The following is a 17,171-nucleotide window of genomic DNA, read 5'->3' on the forward strand; positions in this document are numbered from 1 at the left end:
CTTTGTCAGTTGTCGTTAGCCTGGCGGGCTGCTTAACGGCTTAGCCCTAGCGGAAACATCCCCGGTTCGAAACCGGAAAATGAGACGTTAGCGCTAAGCCATGCAGACAAATTCAAAGATGAATGGCAAATCAGCCCAGAATCCCCGGCAGTCGCAGCCCGTGCTCACGTGCGCATGCCTTGGCATCCTCATAACCCGCATCTGCGTGTCGCCAGACGCCAGAAGCCGGATCGTTCCACAGAACCCGTTCAAGGCGTTTAGCCGCTGCATCGGTGCCGTCGGCACAAATCACGACGCCCGCATGTTGGCTGAAACCCATGCCAACGCCGCCTCCGTGGTGCAGCGAGACCCATGTCGCGCCCGATGCGGTATTGACCAGCGCGTTCAGCAGCGGCCAATCCGACACCGCGTCCGAGCCGTCCTTCATCGCCTCGGTTTCGCGGTTCGGCGACGCGACCGAGCCGCTGTCGAGGTGGTCACGACCGATGACGACCGGCGCCTTCAACTCTCCGGTTTTGACCATCTCGTTAAATGCCAGCCCAGCCTTGTGGCGGTCACCCAGTCCGATCCAGCAGATGCGCGCGGGAAGGCCCTGAAAGGCGATGCGCTCCTGCGCCATGTCGAGCCAGTTGTGCAGATGGGTGTTTTCGGGGAACAGTTCCTTCATCTTTGCATCAGTTTTGTAGATATCCTCGGGATCACCCGACAGCGCGCACCAGCGGAACGGGCCAATGCCGCGGCAAAACAACGGGCGGATATAGGCGGGCACGAAACCGGGAAAGGCAAAGGCGTTTTCCAAGCCTTCGTCCTGCGCCACCTGCCGGATGTTGTTACCATAATCCAGGGTTGGCACACCCGCGTTCCAGAAATCGACCATGGCGGCCACGTGTTGCTTCATCGACGCGCGCGCTGCCTTTTCCACGGCCTTGGGGTCGCTTTCCCTCTTGTCTTTCCACTGCGCCATGCTCCAGCCCAATGGCAGATAACCGTTGACCGGATCATGGGCGCTGGTCTGGTCGGTCACGATATCGGGGCGCATCCCACCCGCCTGCATCCGCCGGTAGATCTCGGGGAAAATCTCGGCCGCATTGCCCAGCAATCCGACCGATTTCGCCTCGCCCGCCCTGGTCCAGCGGTCGATCATTTCCAGCGCTTCGTCCAGCGTCTCGGCCTTTTCGTCGAGATACTTGGTGCGCAGGCGGAAATCGATGCTGTCTGGATTGCACTCGACGGCTAGGCAACACGCCCCCGCAAAGACCGCCGCCAGGGGTTGCGCGCCACCCATGCCGCCCAGACCGCCAGTCAGAATCCACTTGCCGGTCAGGTCCCCGTCATAGTGTTGGCGTCCCGCCTCGGCGAAGGTTTCGTAGGTGCCCTGAACGATGCCTTGCGTCCCGATATAGATCCACGAACCGGCCGTCATCTGGCCGTACATCATCAGGCCCTTCTTATCGAGCTCGTTGAAGTGGTCCCAGTTGGCCCAATGCGGCACAAGGTTCGAGTTCGCGATCAGCACCCGAGGTGCATCGGCATGCGTCCGAACGATGGCGACCGGTTTGCCGGATTGCACCACCAGCGTTTCATCTTCCTCCAGATCCTTGAGGCTGGCAACGATGGTATCAAAATCTTTCCACGTCCGCGCGGCACGGCCGATCCCGCCATAGACAACCAGCTCATGCGGGTTCTCGGCCACATCCGGGTGCAGATTGTTCATCAGCATCCGCATCGGGGCTTCGGTCATCCAGCTTTTGGCGTTCAGTTCGGGCCCTGTCGGGGGAAAGATGTCACGGGTATTTTTACGAGGATCGGTCATCGGGCAAGCTCCAATGCAGTGTCATGGATAGCGTCAAGAATGTCTTTGAGCCACCGGCGCAGGCGGTCGGCTTTGTCGGTGTCAAAAGCCCAGGGCGGCGCTTCAGTTTTCAGGTAGGTCGACTGAGCCAGCTCCATCTGGATCGCGTGAACCCCTTCGGAGGGGCGGCCATAATAGCGCGTTGTCCATCCGCCCTTGAACCGCCCATTCAGAACAGCCGTATAGGGCGAGGACGTCGCGAATTCATGCGCTATGGCTTCGATTTCCGGCGCGCAGGTCGCCCCATTGTTCGTGCCGATGCTCATATCGGGCAGAGTACCTTCGAACAGAAAAGGAATATGGCTGCGGATCGAGTGGCAATCATACAGCACCGCAACCCCATGGGCCGCCTTCACGCGTTCCAGCTCGGCCTTCAGGGCGGCATGATACGGTGCATGAAAAGCTTCCCGTCGTTCGAGGATATCCTTTTCGGAAGGCGGGATGTCCCAGATTCCCTGGCCGTCAAAATCCGTCAGCGGTACAAGAGAGGTCGTGTTCTGGCCGGGATAGAGTGACGCGCCCGACGGGTCCCGGTTGGCGTCGACCACATATCGGTGGAAGGTCGCCCGAACCGTGGTCGTACCGGGCAGAAGTCCTTCATACAAGGTATGAACATGCCAATCCGTATCTGCTAGAGCTTTACCCCGCGCGTTCAACTTGGCCTCGATCGTGGCCGGCACATGGGTACCGGTATGCGGCAGACCCAGCACGATGGGGCTGTCACCGCGCGAAATCTCGACCGGGCCGCTCATGCGCCAAGTTCCGGCATGGCGATGCCCGTGCCACGGGCAATCTCGCCACTGGCAATCAGGGCCGAGGCTGCTTCGATCTCGGGTGCCATATAGCGATCGTCACCCAAGGCCGGCACCACGGCACGCAGCCGTGCCATCACGGCCTGCAACGTTTCGCTCGTAGGCAGCGGCGCGCGGAACTCGACCCCTTGTGTGGCACACAGCAGTTCGACCCCCAGAATGCGTTCCAGATTGGCAACCATCTGCCCCAATCGCCGCGCGCCATGGGCCGCCATCGAAACGTGATCTTCCTGATTGGCCGATGTGGGCGTCGAGTCCGTCACGCATGGATTGGCCAGATGCTTGTTTTCGCTCATCAGTGCGGCGGTCGTCACCTCAGCGATCATATAGCCCGAATTCAGGCCCGGATTGGGCGTCAGAAAAGGCGGCAGATCAAAGCTGAGTGCCGGATCGACGATCAACGCAATGCGGCGTTGCGCAATTGCCCCGATCTCGGCCACGGCGAGCGCAATCATGTCTGCGGCAAACCCAACGGGTTCGGCGTGAAAATTCCCGCCCGAAACGATCAGGCCGGTTTCCGAAAGAACCAGAGGATTGTCCGTCGCCGCGTTGGCCTCGATTTCCAGCGTTGTTGCAGCCTGCCTCAGCACATCCATCGCGGCCCCCACCACCTGAGGCTGGCAGCGGATACAATACGGGTCCTGAACCCGGGTATCGCCAACCCGATGGCTTTCACGAATGACCGACCCGGCCAGCAGCGCCCGCATGGTCACGCCGGCCTCGATCTGCCCGCGATGCCCGCGCAACGTGTGAATTTCCGGTTGCAACGGGGCGGTCGAACCCATGATCGCATCCGTCGTCAGCGCCGAGGTAACCAACGCGCTTTGCGCCGCCTGCCACGCGCCAAACAGCCCGGACAGCGCAAAGGCCGTCGAAAACTGGGTGCCATTGATCAGCGCCAGCCCTTCTTTGGGGCCCAGTTCGATCGGGTGCAGACCCGCTTTGGACAGCGCAGCGTCACCGGGCATCACATCGCCACTGAATTCGGCCTCACCAGCGCCCATCATGACGGCAGCCATGTGGGACAAGGGCGCAAGATCACCCGAAGCTCCAACTGAACCCTGCGCCGGGATCACCGGGGTCACACCTTGTGACAACATCCCTTCCAGCAGGGTGATCACTTCTGGCCGAACCCCCGACGCTCCGCGCCCCAGGCTCAGCAATTTCAGAACCATCATCAATCTGGCAAGGGCGCGCGGGATCGCAGGGCCAACACCGCAGCAATGGCTGAGGATCAGGTTGCGCTGCAAGGTTGCCGTGTCCTCGGCCGCGATTTTGACGCTGGCCAGTTTCCCGAACCCTGTGTTCACGCCATATACGGCGGCCTCTCCCGTCGCCGCATCGGCGATGCGCTTGTGCGCTTCTTCGACGGCCGGGCGGCAGGCTGGGTCCAACCGAACAGCGCACTCTTCGCGAAGGACCAGTTCCAGTTGCGACAGGGTAACGGTGCCCGGGGTAAGGGTGAGGGTCGTCAAAATATACCTCCGAATATGCGGGTATGAAGAGGGTTGAAGCCGATGCGATAGGCCAATTCCGCGGGGTGTTCGACATTCCAAACCGCCAGATCAGCGCGCCGCCCGACTGAGATCTGACCGCAATCAGCCAACCCGAGAGCACGGGCCGCGTGAACCGTCACGCCTTGCAGGGCCTCTTCTGGCGTCATGCGAAACAGGGTGCATCCCATGTTCATCGCCAGCAACAGCGAGGTCATCGGCGCCGAACCGGGATTGCAATCCGTGGCAAGCGCCATGGGCACAGCATGCCGGCGCAACAGGTCAATCGGTGGCGCCTGTGTTTCGCGCAAGGTGTAGAAGGCCCCCGGCAGAATAACACCGACGGTACCGGCCTGCGCCATGTCCAGAACACCTGCTTCGTCAAGATATTCTATATGATCTGCCGAAAGCGCGCCGTATCCGGCAGCCATTTTTGCGCCGCCCAAATTCGACAATTGTTCGGCGTGGATCTTGATCGGCAGGCCAAGCGCTGTCGCGGCATCAAAAAGCGGGATCAACTCTTCGGGTTGAAAGGCGATGCCTTCGCAGAAGGCATCGACCGCATCGACCAATCCCTCGGCATGAGCGGCGCGAAGCGTGGGAATGCAGACCTGATGAATGTAGTCCGACGCCCTGCCCTCATAGTCCCGAGGCACCGCATGAGCACCCAAAAAGCTGGTCAGAACACGGACGGGGCGATGATCGGGCAACGCCCGAGCCGCGCGCAACATGTTCAATTCAGTCTTGTCATCCAACCCGTAGCCGGACTTTACTTCGATGACCGATGCCCCTTCGGCCAGCATCGCATCCACACGCGGCAATGCCTGTGCGACCAACTCCTCCACTCCGGCTGCGCGCGTGGCCTTGACCGTCGAGATGATCCCGCCCCCGGCGCGCGCGACCTCTTCATAGCTCGCGCCGTTCAGGCGCATTTCGAACTCTGCGGCGCGATGGCCACCGTGAACCACATGGGTGTGGCAATCGATCAAGGCGGGCGTAACCAGGCGCCCACCCATTCGAGCCCTTGGCTGGTCGGCGAAACGTGACGGAAGATCCACAACAGGGCCGACCCATGCGATGCGCCCGTCCTGCAACACGATCGCGGCATCCGGGACCAAACCGTATGGCGCGCCGCCTTCGGTCATAGTTGCGGCATCAAGATCCGTCAAAACCTGCGTTTGCGTCTGCATGTGACTCGCACCCTCCGTGCATTTCCTGCTTTTCTAGTACATTTCTATCATTTATATGTCTATGCATAAAATGAGGTGAAAAATGGCTATCTTCGCTAATCGCGCATTACTGAGCACCGGTTGGGCTATGAACCTGCGGGTAGAAATCAGGCAAGGGCTGATGGTGTCGCTGCAACAGGGCGCGACGGCGCAAGAAGGCGATACTTGCGTCGACACTTTGCTGCCCGCATTGGCCAATCTGCACAGCCACGCATTTCAGCGCGCGATGGCGGGTATGACCGAATATCGAAAGGCCGGTCGCGACAGTTTCTGGACGTGGCGGGAACTGATGTATCGCTTCACTGCGCACCTTACGCCTGAACAGGTGCAGGCGATTGCCGCTCTGGTCTATATGGAGATGCAGGAAGCCGGCTATGCCTCGGTTGGTGAATTCCATTATCTGCATCACCAGCCAGACGGCACACCTTATGACAATCTCGCAGAGCTGTCCCAGCGGATCATGGCTGCGTCGGCCGAGACGGGAATCGGACTGACGCATCTGCCCGTACTTTATTCTTACGCAGGGGTCGGCGAGCAACCGTTGGAAGCGGGACAGCAACGATTTGGCAATGATGTGGACCGCTATCTGGCGTTGGTCGAACAGGCGCAGGCGGCACTGGGCGATCTGCCGGATGACTGTCAGATAGGCATTGCCCCGCATTCCTTGCGCGCGACATCACCGCAAGATCTTGCCCGGGTTCTGGACGCAAAAAAGACGGGACCTGTCCATATTCACATTGCGGAACAACCCATGGAAGTTGAACAGGTTCACGAGGGTCTGGGCGCCCGCCCGGTGGAATGGCTGCTGAACAATGCAACGGTAAACCATCGCTGGTGCCTCATCCACGCCACTCACATGACGGAAAAGGAAACCCGCGATATGGCCGCAACGGGCGCGGTCGCGGGGCTTTGCCCGATCACCGAGGCCAATTTGGGGGATGGCCCCTTCAATGGAGCCGTCTTTCTTGAAGCCGGTGGTCGTTTCGGGGTCGGGTCGGATTCAAACGTGTTGGTTTCGATGACAGAGGAACTGCGTACGCTGGAATATTCCCAACGCCTGCGAGATCTGTCGCGCAATGTCCTGGTCGAAGGGGAGGGTTCGGTTGGACAGACACTGTATTGCAATGCGGCTTTGGGCGGTGCGCAGGCCCTGCGGCGCGCGGCGGGGCAGATCGCAGAAGGGATGCTGGCGGATCTTGTTGCTATTGACAGTCAGGATCCCGCGCTTTGTGCCCTGCGTCCTGAACAGTTGCTCGACGGGTTGGTCTTTGCCGCGAAGGACCACGTAGTGACCGATTTGTGGTCGGCTGGCCGCCATCAGGTACGCCGGGGCCGCCATATTGCTCGGGATCGGATTGTATCTGACTATCGACAGGCCATGGCTGATCTCATGCCGAGACTTTGAGCTTGCTGCGCCTTTACGGGCCGACAAAAATGGCCTCATAATAACAATATGTTTGTACGTAATTGGATGAACACCACGTGACCGATCAAAAACCTCTCGGCTTTCAGGACATTCGGGACGAAGTCGTGAACCGCATTCAAACCCGTGTCTGGCCACAGGGCAGCCTGTTGCCCACCGAGATGGAACTGGCAGCCGAATTCGGTGTTGCACGGGCGACGGTCAATCGGGCGCTGCGGGAACTTGCCGAACAGGGACTTGTCACCCGCAAACGCAAGGGCGGCACGCGTGTCGTGACCACACCGGTAAAGCAGGCGAAATTGCCGATCACTGTCGTTCGGCAGACCATCGAAGAAATGAACGCCGAATACCGCTATGCTCTGGTCAGCCGAACACTGATCGATTGCCCCGCGTGGTTGCAGGCAAAGCTGAGCATCCCGGAAGGTGCGCAGGTCGTCCATCTGCAATGCATGCACCACGCCGACAACCGTCCGTTTCAGTTCGAGGAACGCTGGATCAACGTCAGCACCGTGCCTCAGGTTCTCGACGAAGATTTCCTGACCACAGGGCCGAATGAATGGCTGCTGTCCGAGGTGCCGTTTTCAAACGCTGAAATTGCCTTCTCGGCCGTCCCGGCAACAGGGCATTTGCAGGAGTTTCTGGCGGTACCGCCCGGCACACCGTTGTTTCAGCTAGAACGCACGACATGGTTTCGCAGCGATCCTGTTACTTTCGTGCGCATGACCTTCCATCAGGGATACCAGATGCGCACCACGTATTGAGGCCAGAGCACCGAACAGGTTTTGACATAGGAGCAAAAACCTTATCACTTCGATCCCACCTTCCTGACTGTAGTGGCAGTCACCTTTGCCCGCGCAGGTTCCGAGGCGGCCGAGTTTTGGCTCTCGTTGTTCAGCGGCCAAGACAGAGACAATTGTGCAATCGTCGGAATGGCAAATATGGCGGCAGGTCGTCTCGAACCTCAGCGTGGTCAGGTCGAAACGTTTGCTGATACGGCTTGATCCATCTTGTTTGGGAAGCCTCCCCTCAAGTTCGTATCCGAAACAGTGTGTAAGCCGGATAAAATCAAACGGCGGAGCATCCTCTGGGGTAGTGGATGACAAGGAGCAAAGCGCGTGCCCTTTTCGAAGGGCCAGAAACAATGGTTCAGACCAGATTGAAGTGAAATCCAAAGCGGCGCTGCTGTTGATCTTCGCCGCAAGCGCCTTGTCCAGCAAGTGATCATCGACCATACGCAACATGTTTTCAGGCAGATCCTCGACCAGCGTGACCCGCATCCACGGAAACAGCGGGCTGAAGGTTTCAGAGAGATATCCGGTCAGATAAGGGGCCTAAGTCGGAGTCATTCCGACAGTCAAAGGAACTGCTTCGGGGTCGCGGAATTCGGTTGCGGTGTCACGGATTTTCCGCGCATCGTTCAGAAGGCGCCCAGCCTGTTCAACGACACGGGCACCGTACAGTGTCGGGGCACATCGTTGTTGAGGCGCAGGAACAGATCGGTTCCCAATTCCTGTTCAAGTTTTTTGATCTGGTTGGCCAAGGGTGACATTCGCACCGTCACCCTGAGCGGCAGCCTGAACGCAGAGCAAGAGCCCGGGCCGGCCTTGGACAGCAAGGTCACCGGCCACGCGACCGTAGTCATCACCCGGAATTCGGCGACCGGAGAAATCTCGTATTCCAGCGAACTGAGCGTTGTCGGTCGGAGCGAAGCTGACCTGAACACACCCATCCCCGGCGCGGTTTCAGCCATCCATCTGCACAATGTGCCGGTCGGCCGAAACGGCCCGGTTGTACAGGAATCGCTGGCGGAGGCAGGCGCCACGCTGAACGTGAACGCATCAGGGGGCTCGGTGTCATCGGTCAGGACGTGATCTCGAACCAGGTCGAAACCGATGGACTGTTTTCAACTAAGTACGTCATTGACTCGGCTGATGGCGACGTGATTGTCGGCAGCGATCTGACCAATGCGCTGAACGGCGCGGTCGGCGTTGATCCGCAGAACGGTGAAGGCGGCGACGACATCCTTATCGGTTGCAATTCGGCGATTTCGGGCCGGATTAGACTTGGTGACGTCAACAAGCTGAAAATCGGTCAGGCCACACGGATTCGTTTGTCGTCTTATGCGCAGGCCGATGTGTCCGAGGCCCGAGGTTCAATCTTTAATATCTCAGCCGACGCATTGGAGGACGAACGCACTGGCGAGTGCAATTTCAAGACCCGGGTCAAACTGAACGATCGGCAATCCGACGAAGTGGCGGCTTTGGACTTGGTCCCCGGCATGCCCGCAGACCTGTTCGTCAACACAAGTGAACGCGCAGTGATTGCATATCTGGCACAGCCTGTCAGCGAGCGTCTGGCCAGAACTTTCTTCGAGTAAAGGGTTTTAAAAGACTTGCAGCTTTAAACTGTTGTGTATCGAGTGTTTTGGTGAGTGAGCGATGGCCTGCGCCCCTGTTCCGGGCGCGGGCCATCACTTTTGTGGATCAGACCCCGTAACGGGCAAGAAACATGTCAACGGCCTGAGCAGCGACCTGATCTATTTCTTCCTGGGTGAACGTGTTCTGAATGCCAAAAGCCGCCCGGGTCCAGATCCGCACTTTGCACAGTTCGGAAAACTGCTCGGCAGCGATATGTACATCATCAATGGCCAATTCACCCTTGGCCACGGCTTTTTCCAGATACTCGGCCATCTGTCGCTGGCCGTTTTGCGGCCCTGCCTCGTAAAACGCACGGCCAAGCTCGGGAAACCGGTCGCGCTCGGCAACGCAGATCCTGAAAACCTGCTGCGCGAAATCCGACACAAGGAAGGCCGTCAATTGCGTCGCCGTGATCTGAAGCACTTCGCGGGCGGGTTTGGTTTCGTCGATCATCGAGATGACCCGCTCGGCCATCAGGCAGCATTCTGTCTGGGCCACTTCCATGAACAAAAGGCGCTTGTCCGGGAAATAGCTGTACAGCGTTGCTTTTGACACGCCCGCCGCGCGGGCAATGTCATCCACACTTGCCCCTTCAAACCCATCCGACATGAAAACCTCTCGAGCCCCGCGCAGAACCTGGTCGAATTTACGGCCGGTGCGCAGGATGGTGGCGGTCTGGGTCATGTCTTCTCCTCGATCGATAGCTGCGCCAGTTTATAAACCGCTCGGTTTAGATACAACGATTCTCAAATATTCCAGCGAAGCGGAGGTTGCATTTGCTTTGATGTCGGGTACTTGCAGCGCGTTCAAACCGTGCTAGGACTGGGCCCATGGCCGAAATCTTTCTGCGCACCCTTCCGTTTTTCGCGATTATCGGCCTGGGCTTTTGGGCGGGGCGCACGCGTTTTTTCACGGCTGAAGCAACGGCATATCTGACCAAGTTCGTCTTTTTCTTTGCGCTGTCGGCGATGCTGTTTCGCTTTGCCGCCACCCTTCCCTTTGCCGAGATTTTCAATGCCCGGCTCATCCTTGGATATCTGCTGGGAACCATGACCGTTTACGTTTTGGCGTCGGCCATCGCCTGGCTGCGCGGGCTCGACATTCCGACCGCTGCGGTCGAGGCTCAGTGCGCGGCCATCGGCAATGTCGGGTTCCTCGGGCTGCCCATGCTTTCCCTTTTGTTCTCCGAGGCTGCGATCGGGCCCGTGATGCTGGTTCTGACCGTCGATCTGGTCGTGTTCTCTTCCCTTATCGTGATCCTGATCAATGGCGGCCGTGATGGCAAACTGACCCCGACCACCTTCAAGTTGATCGGAATGGGTTTGGTCCGCAATCCCATGATCGTATCCATCTCGGCCGGTCTCATCTGGTCCTCGCTGCAATTGCCTGTTCCTGAACCTCTTGGCGATTTTCTGATCATTCTCGGTGGTGCAGCGACTCCGGGTGCATTGTTCGCCATTGGCGCGTCATTGGCAGACAAGTCGGCTGAACGTGTCCAGATCGCGGCATGGTTGAGCTTCTGCAAACTGGCGATCCATCCGGCCTGCGTTGCGGTCGCTCTGTTATGGCTGATACCGATTGATACTTTTCCCGCAACTGTTGCCATCTCTGCCGCTGCTTTGCCCGTTGCGGGCAATGTTTACATGCTGGCCGCGCATTACGGCATTGCCCCGCATCGCGCGTCGGCGGCAATCCTTCTATCCACAATCGTCAGTATTCTCACCGTGCCGATGGTGATCGCCTGGGCGGGCACATTCTGACCTTCACCTTCTCGAAAAATACTCTCAACGAAGGCGCACAGACTTTACGCCGGGTCCGCGGATCGTTAGCCATGTTGCGACTCGAAAACAAGGACGGTGCCTGATGGAAACCCTTTCGGAAAATGCCTGTTTTGGCGGTGTGCAGGGCGTGTACCGCCACGCCTCTTCGTCGTGCAAGTGTGACATGACTTTTGGCCTGTTTCTTCCAGCCGAGGCCAAGGACGGGCCGGTCCCGGTTCTTTGGTATTTGTCGGGATTGACCTGCACCCATGAAAACGCGATGACCAAGGCCGGGGCTCAGGCGTGGGCCGCGGAACAAGGGATCGCCGTGGTGTTTCCGGATACCTCGCCGCGTGGTGACGGCGTCGCAGATCATGAAGATTATGATCTGGGTCAGGGCGCAGGGTTCTATGTGAACGCGACACAGGAACCCTGGGCGCCGCATTTCCGGATGTGGGACTATGTCGCCGAAGAGCTGCCCGCCCTGCTGTTCGAAAACTTCGCCATCGACAGCGAACGCCAAGCCATAACGGGCCATTCCATGGGGGGGCACGGCGCCCTGACGCTTGCCATGAACCTGCCCGGACGCTTCCGTTCGGTGTCAGCCTTTGCGCCGATCTCGAACCCGACCGGAGCGGATTGGGGACGCAAACAGCTGAGCGCCTACCTTGGTGACGACGAAACGCTTTGGGCAAAACACGATGCGTCCTTGTTGATGAAGAAAACCGGCTTTGACGGTCCGATCCTGATCGACACAGGTGCAAACGATCAATTCATGGACCTTTTGCGCCCCGAAGCGTTGGCGCAAGCCATCGCCGAACGCCGCCAGCAAGCGACGTATCGCTTCCAGCCGGGTTACGATCATTCGTACTTCTTTGTGTCCACGTTTATGGAAGATCACGTCATCTTCCATGCCGAGGCACTGTACGGAGACTGAGGGATGAGCAATTACGATTATGACCTGATCATCATAGGGTCGGGGCCTTCTGGGCGTTCTGCGGCGATTCAGGCAGGCAAACTGAAACGGCGTGTGCTGGTCATCGACCGCAAAGACCGTTTTGGTGGCGTCTCTGTCCACACCGGCACGATTCCGTCCAAGACCCTGCGCGAAACGGTTCTGAACCTGTCGGGCTGGCGCGAGCGCAGCTTTTACGGGCGTTCATACCGGGTAAAGGATCAGATCCGGGCAGAAGACTTGAAAGCCCGCCTGCATATGACCCTCGACCATGAAGTCGACGTGTTGGAACATCAGTTCAACAGGAACCATGTCGAAACCCTGGACGGTCTGGCCAGATTTGTCGGGCCGCACGAAGTAGAGGTCGCAACCGATGCCGGGGAAACAACGCGTGTGACGGCCGCGAAGTTCCTGATTGCGACAGGCACGAAAACCTATCGTCCGGATTATGTCCCGTTCAACGGCAAGACGGTGGTGGATGGTGACGAATTTCTGGAAATGGCAGAGATTCCGCGCTCGCTGGTCGTTATCGGTGCCGGGGTCATTGGCGTGGAATATGCCACGATGTTTTCAGCCCTAGACGTGCGTGTGACGCTGATTGAACCCCGCGACACGTTTCTGGATTTCATCGACAGCCGGTTGATCCACGACTTTACCCATCAGATCCGGGAAAACGGTGTCGACCTGCGTTTGGGCTCGGCTGTCGAGAAGATTGAAGACGCCGGTGAACATGTGGAAGTGACCCTTGAAAACGGTCGCCACGTTCGCGCTGAAATGCTTCTGTTTGCGGCCGGACGCATGGGGGCGACGTCCAAACTCAATCTGGATGCCGTCGGGCTGGAGACGGACCACCGCAACCGGATCAAGGTAGACCGCAAGACATATCAAACGGCGGTTCCGCATATCTATGCCACGGGCGATGTGATCGGACATCCGTCGCTGGCATCAACCTCTTTGCAGCAGGGGCGCGTGGCTGCCTGTCACGCCCTTGAAACGCCCACGCTGCCGGAAAGCCCGTGGTACCCCTATGGCATCTATTCAGTGCCCGAAATATCAACCTGCGGAATGTCGGAAGAAGAATTGCAGGAGCGCAACATCCCCTACGAGGTCGGTGTCGCGCGATTCCGCGAGACGTCACGCGGGCATATCATGGGGCTGGAACACGGCATGTTGAAAATGCTGTTCTCGCTCAAGACCCGCAGGGTGCTGGGTGTCCAGATCGTTGGTGAAGGCGCGACGGAGTTGATCCATATTGCGCAGGCCGTGCTGAACCTGAAAGGTACGGTGGACTACTTCGTTCAGAACACGTTCAACTACCCGACTCTTGCCGAAGCGTATAAAATCGCGGGCCTGGATGCGTTCAACCGCATGCCCATACCCGAGGAATTCAAGGTCAAAAAGAAACCGGTGGAGCCGGCAAAGAAAGAGGCAAAGAAGGCGTGACGACGCTGTATGTCGATGGCGATGCCTGTCCTGTAAAAGCCGAGGCCGAACGGGTCGCGACGCGGCACAAGGTGCCGATGGCGCTGGTGTCCAATGGCGGGCTTCGTCCATCGGCCAACCCGCTGGTGCAGGTCATTGTCGTTTCCGAAGGCGCGGATGAGGCCGACAAATGGATTGCCAAACGCTGTGGAGAAGGAGATGTCGTCATAACGTCCGACATCCCTTTGGCCGCAAAATGCGTCGAAGCAGGCGCACGCGTGCTGCGCCCCAATGGTGAAACCTTCACCGCGGCAAATATTGGCCAACAACTGGCAATGCGTGACTTGATGGCCGATCTGCGCGCGGCCAATCCGTTGGGAACCGGCGGCGGTGGGCGACCCTTCGGTAAAGCCGACCGCTCGCGGTTTCTGGACGCCTTGGAACGGGAAATACGTGCCGCCAGAAAGGGATGATCATTCCTTTTGCTAGATCAAATACTGACCCGAATTCCGAAACGCCCGTTTACAAGTACCTCATTAGAACGCACCCTGTGCTTGAATTCCGATCAGGCTTTTCGAATACGGAGACTGCGTTATGAAAGTACAAGGCACCCATTACCGGTCTATTTGGTGGGACAAACCGGCAGGCGTGGTTCGGATCATCGACCAAAGGTGGTTGCCGCATGATTTTCGGGTCGTAACCCTGAAAACGCTTAATGAATTTGCAGCTGCGATACGGGATATGTGGGTCAGGGGCGCACCTTTGATAGGCGCGACCGCTGCGTTTGGAATTGCCGAGCAGATGTCTCGGGACAGCTCAGAAGCCTCGTTTGACGCCGCGTATGACGTTTTACATGCAACCCGACCCACGGCAATCAACCTGCGCTGGGCATTGGACAGATGCCGAGAAGCGCTGATGCCGCTTGCTCCGGGTGACCGCGCCGAGCGCGCCTGGTCGCTGGCGCAGGAGATTGCAGACGAAGATGTCGAGATCAACGCCGCAATCGGCCGGCACGGGTTGGAACTGATCAAGGATATCGCGGCCCGAAAACCCGCCGGTGAGCCGGTTCGGTTGCTGACGCATTGCAATGCGGGATGGCTGGCGACTGTGGATTGGGGCACGGCCACAAGCCCGATGTATCACGCACATGACGCGGGCATCCCCTTGCACGTCTGGGTGGATGAAACCAGACCGCGCAACCAGGGCGCACTGACATCTTGGGAATTGGGCGAACATGGCATTCCCCACCGCTACATCGTGGATAATGCCGGCGGTCATTTGATGCAGCACGGCCTGGTTGATTTGGTGATTACGGGCACGGACCGAACCACGGCCCAAGGTGATGTTTGCAACAAGATCGGGACTTATCTGAAAGCTTTGGCTGCGCGGGACAACGGTGTGCCATTTTATGTCGCCCTTCCCTCTCCTACGATTGACTGGACCGTTCGCGACGGTGTGGCCGAAATCCCGATCGAAGAACGTAATTCCAGGGAAGTCTCCCATGTCATGGGGGTTGATGGGCAGGGGAACATCTCGGATGTACGCGTGACGCCAGACGGCACGGAAGGTGGCAATCCTGCCTTTGATGTCACCCCAAACCGGCTGGTGACAGGGCTTATCACCGAGCGCGGCGTCAGCGAGGCGTCTGCTGACGGGCTTGCCCGGTTGTTTCCCGAACGGGCTGGTTAACACTTTGTTTAGCACAGTCTTGAATTGTGCAATCGCCCACGCGGATCATGCACCCGCTTAACTTGCTGAGAATGAATGATGATTGAAAACTGGTACAGGGCCGACGAGGCACGTAAATGGCGTGACCGGGCCGGAACAGAACTCGCAGATCAGGAACTGGGCGAACGTGTCTATACCTCGCGGCTGATCGGTCAGAACCCGGACCTCCTGATGCACGGGGGAGGCAACACGTCGGTCAAACTGGAACGCCCTGATCTGTTTGGCGATCCACAGCGCGTTCTGCATGTCAAGGGATCTGGGTGGGATCTGGACAGCATCGAGGCACCGGGCTTGCCGGGTGTGTGGCTAGATCCTTTGATGAAACTGCGCGCATTGGACCATCTGTCAGATGCACAGATGGTCAATGTTCAGCGCGCCAATCTGTTGGATTCGAGTTCTCCGAACCCCTCTGTAGAAACTCTGTTGCATGCATTTTTACCGCACAAATATGTGGATCATACGCATGCGACACCCTTTCTGGTGTTCGCCAATCTGCCAAATGCCGAGGACGTCTGCCGCGAGATTTTTGGCGACCGACTGGGCATTGTGCCCTACATCATGCCTGGCTTCGGGCTGGCCAAAAAGGCGGCCGAGGTATTTGACGAAAACCCGAATGTCGAAGGGCTTCTGCTGCTTCAGCACGGACATTTCACGTTCGGCGCGACGGCGCAGGAAAGCTATGACCGGATCGTGGTGCATACCAACGAGGTTGCTGCCTATTTCGGGATGAAGGACCTGACGACAATTGGCCGTCGCGATCCGGCTGAGAATCTTGAGGTATTGCCGATCCTGCGCGCGGTCATCGCCGAAGTGGCGGCCCAACGGGATGACCCGATGCCGGTTTTTGACCTCCGCAACGGGCCGGATGTCATGCAGTTTTTCGATCGTCCGGATATTGATTCATTGGCCCAGCGGGGCATGGCGTCGCCGGATCACGTATTACGGACAAAAGGCTGCCCGCTTGTATTGCGCGCGTCGGATTTGTCTGGGGGGCGGTCTCGGATCAAGGCAAAGGTCGAAGAGTTTGCCAAAGACTATCGGGCGTATTTTGAACGGCAGGCGCCGCAGGCCGACGAACGCAAGAAACTGCTGCCTCAAGACCCCAAGCATGCGTGGATCGAGGGCGTGGGGATCCTGGGAATGGGCCCGAACGCAAAGGCTGCCTCGGCCGCGGCAGATCTTGCGGAACAAAACCTGCGGGTGCGATCAGTGGGCGAAGACGCGGGCGGTTTTTTTCCCATCAATGAAAAAGATCGCTTTGATTGTGAATACTGGTCCTTGGAACAGGCGAAGCTGGGCAAAAGCTCACCACCTCCGCTTCAGGGCAAGATTGTGATGGTGACCGGTGGTGCAGGGGCGATAGGTCTGGCAACCGCCAAGGCCTTTGCTGATGCCGGTGCAAATGTCGTTCTGGTGGACCGGGATGAACGGGCGTTGGCCAAGGCCAAATCGACCCTTGGCACATGGCATTCGACATATGCCTGCGACGTAACCGAGAGAGGCGCCGCAGATGCCGCGATTGCGGCGGCGATACACCGGTTTGGTGGGATCGATGTAATGGTATCGAATGCCGGGTCGGCGACTTCGGGCGCTTTGCTGGATCTTGGTGACGACGAATTCCGCGCGGCTTTTGAACTGAATTTCTTCGCGCATAAGGCATTTGCGACACAGGCTGCCCGAGTGATGCAAGCTCAGGGCCGCGGCGGTCAGATCCTGTTCAATATCTCCAAACAGGCGATCAACCCGGGCCGGAACATGGGGGCCTATGGTACGCCAAAAGCCGCCACACTGTTCCTGTTGCGCCAGTTGACGCTTGAATTGGCCGAATACGGAATCCGTGTGAACGGGGTGAATGCAGATCGAATTCGGTCTGGCCTGCTGACGGATGGGTTCATTCAGGAACGCGCTGCCGCACGTGGCGTTTCCGAGGAGACCTATATGTCAGGCAACCTGCTGGGCCGCGAAGTCGAGGCGAAGCATGTCGCGAACGCCTTTGTTGCGCTGGCGCTGATGGAACGCACCACCGGTCATGTCGTGACGGTGGATGGCGGCAATACCGAGGCCGAACTTCGGTAACGCC

16 protein-coding genes are annotated in these 17,171 nt (G+C 58.5%); 10 read left to right on the forward strand and 6 right to left on the reverse strand.

The window, feature by feature from the left end; all coding sequences use genetic code 11:
- Positions 1 to 130: 130 nt before the first annotated feature.
- From hutU to hutI, 4 genes are read right to left on the reverse strand one after another with little or no spacing between them, the layout of a single operon-like run.
- Positions 131 to 1,813 (reverse strand): urocanate hydratase, encoded by a 1,683-nt coding sequence (gene hutU / locus GS605_RS09360; protein ID WP_171723807.1) that lies wholly within the window; start codon positions 1,811 to 1,813, stop codon positions 131 to 133.
- Positions 1,810 to 2,604 (reverse strand): N-formylglutamate deformylase, encoded by a 795-nt coding sequence (gene hutG, locus GS605_RS09365; RefSeq protein ID WP_171723808.1) that lies wholly within the window; start codon positions 2,602 to 2,604, stop codon positions 1,810 to 1,812. Before hutG ends, hutU begins: the two co-directional genes overlap by 4 nt.
- Positions 2,601 to 4,139, reverse strand: coding sequence for a histidine ammonia-lyase (hutH, locus tag GS605_RS09370; RefSeq protein ID WP_171723809.1), 1,539 nt, complete (start codon positions 4,137 to 4,139; stop codon positions 2,601 to 2,603). The genes hutG and hutH overlap by 4 nt, the downstream gene beginning before the upstream one ends.
- A complete protein-coding gene (gene hutI, locus GS605_RS09375; protein WP_171723810.1) occupies positions 4,136 to 5,347 on the reverse strand; it encodes an imidazolonepropionase in 1,212 nt (403 codons plus the stop codon). Before hutI ends, hutH begins: the two co-directional genes overlap by 4 nt.
- Positions 5,348 to 5,429: 82 nt before the next feature.
- Between hutI and GS605_RS09380 the strand changes: the two genes are divergently transcribed.
- Together GS605_RS09380 and GS605_RS09385 are read left to right on the forward strand one after the other, a co-directional pair.
- A complete protein-coding gene (locus GS605_RS09380; protein WP_171723811.1) occupies positions 5,430 to 6,791 on the forward strand; it encodes a formimidoylglutamate deiminase in 1,362 nt (453 codons plus the stop codon).
- A 77-nt stretch (positions 6,792 to 6,868) separates the two neighbouring features.
- On the forward strand, positions 6,869 to 7,570 hold the full coding sequence (locus GS605_RS09385; RefSeq protein WP_171723812.1) for a UTRA domain-containing protein: 702 nt from the start codon (positions 6,869 to 6,871) through the stop codon (positions 7,568 to 7,570).
- Here GS605_RS09385 and GS605_RS21245 read toward each other — a convergent pair.
- On the reverse strand, positions 7,481 to 8,131 hold the full coding sequence (locus GS605_RS21245) for a LysR substrate-binding domain-containing protein (protein WP_371807750.1): 651 nt from the start codon (positions 8,129 to 8,131) through the stop codon (positions 7,481 to 7,483). The genes GS605_RS09385 and GS605_RS21245 overlap by 90 nt on opposite strands.
- A gap of 201 nt (positions 8,132 to 8,332) precedes the next feature.
- Between GS605_RS21245 and GS605_RS09395 the strand changes: the two genes are divergently transcribed.
- Positions 8,333 to 8,680, forward strand: a complete 348-nt coding sequence (locus tag GS605_RS09395) for a CHRD domain-containing protein (protein WP_171723814.1) — start codon at positions 8,333 to 8,335, stop codon at positions 8,678 to 8,680.
- Positions 8,677 to 9,186: a hypothetical protein gene (locus tag GS605_RS09400; protein ID WP_171723815.1), complete on the forward strand. Its 510-nt coding sequence runs from the start codon at positions 8,677 to 8,679 to the stop codon at positions 9,184 to 9,186. The genes GS605_RS09395 and GS605_RS09400 overlap by 4 nt, the downstream gene beginning before the upstream one ends.
- A 106-nt stretch (positions 9,187 to 9,292) precedes the next feature.
- Here the strand turns inward: GS605_RS09400 and GS605_RS09405 are convergent, their stop codons facing one another.
- Positions 9,293 to 9,910, reverse strand: coding sequence for a TetR/AcrR family transcriptional regulator (locus GS605_RS09405; protein ID WP_171636198.1), 618 nt, complete (start codon positions 9,908 to 9,910; stop codon positions 9,293 to 9,295).
- A 146-nt stretch (positions 9,911 to 10,056) separates the two neighbouring features.
- On the opposite strand from GS605_RS09405, the gene GS605_RS09410 reads away from it, so the two are divergent.
- From GS605_RS09410 to GS605_RS09435, 6 genes are all read left to right on the forward strand, one after another.
- On the forward strand, positions 10,057 to 10,986 hold the full coding sequence (locus tag GS605_RS09410) for an AEC family transporter (RefSeq protein ID WP_171723816.1): 930 nt from the start codon (positions 10,057 to 10,059) through the stop codon (positions 10,984 to 10,986).
- Positions 10,987 to 11,089: 103 nt separating this feature from the next.
- Positions 11,090 to 11,923: an S-formylglutathione hydrolase gene (gene fghA / locus GS605_RS09415; RefSeq protein ID WP_171723817.1), complete on the forward strand. Its 834-nt coding sequence runs from the start codon at positions 11,090 to 11,092 to the stop codon at positions 11,921 to 11,923.
- 3 nt (positions 11,924 to 11,926) lie between these two features.
- Positions 11,927 to 13,384, forward strand: coding sequence for a Si-specific NAD(P)(+) transhydrogenase (gene sthA / locus GS605_RS09420; RefSeq protein WP_171230389.1), 1,458 nt, complete (start codon positions 11,927 to 11,929; stop codon positions 13,382 to 13,384).
- Entirely contained in the window at positions 13,381 to 13,836 is a 456-nt protein-coding gene (locus tag GS605_RS09425) for a YaiI/YqxD family protein (RefSeq protein ID WP_171723818.1), read from the forward strand. Before sthA ends, GS605_RS09425 begins: the two co-directional genes overlap by 4 nt.
- Before the next feature lie 121 nt (positions 13,837 to 13,957).
- Positions 13,958 to 15,052: an S-methyl-5-thioribose-1-phosphate isomerase gene (gene mtnA, locus GS605_RS09430; RefSeq protein WP_171723819.1), complete on the forward strand. Its 1,095-nt coding sequence runs from the start codon at positions 13,958 to 13,960 to the stop codon at positions 15,050 to 15,052.
- Positions 15,053 to 15,127: 75 nt separating this feature from the next.
- Entirely contained in the window at positions 15,128 to 17,167 is a 2,040-nt protein-coding gene (locus GS605_RS09435) for a bifunctional aldolase/short-chain dehydrogenase (RefSeq protein ID WP_216600147.1), read from the forward strand.
- Positions 17,168 to 17,171 lie beyond the last annotated feature (4 nt).

Source organism: Ruegeria sp. HKCCD7559, from assembly GCF_013110575.1.
Taxonomy (GTDB): Bacteria; Pseudomonadota; Alphaproteobacteria; order Rhodobacterales; family Rhodobacteraceae; genus Ruegeria.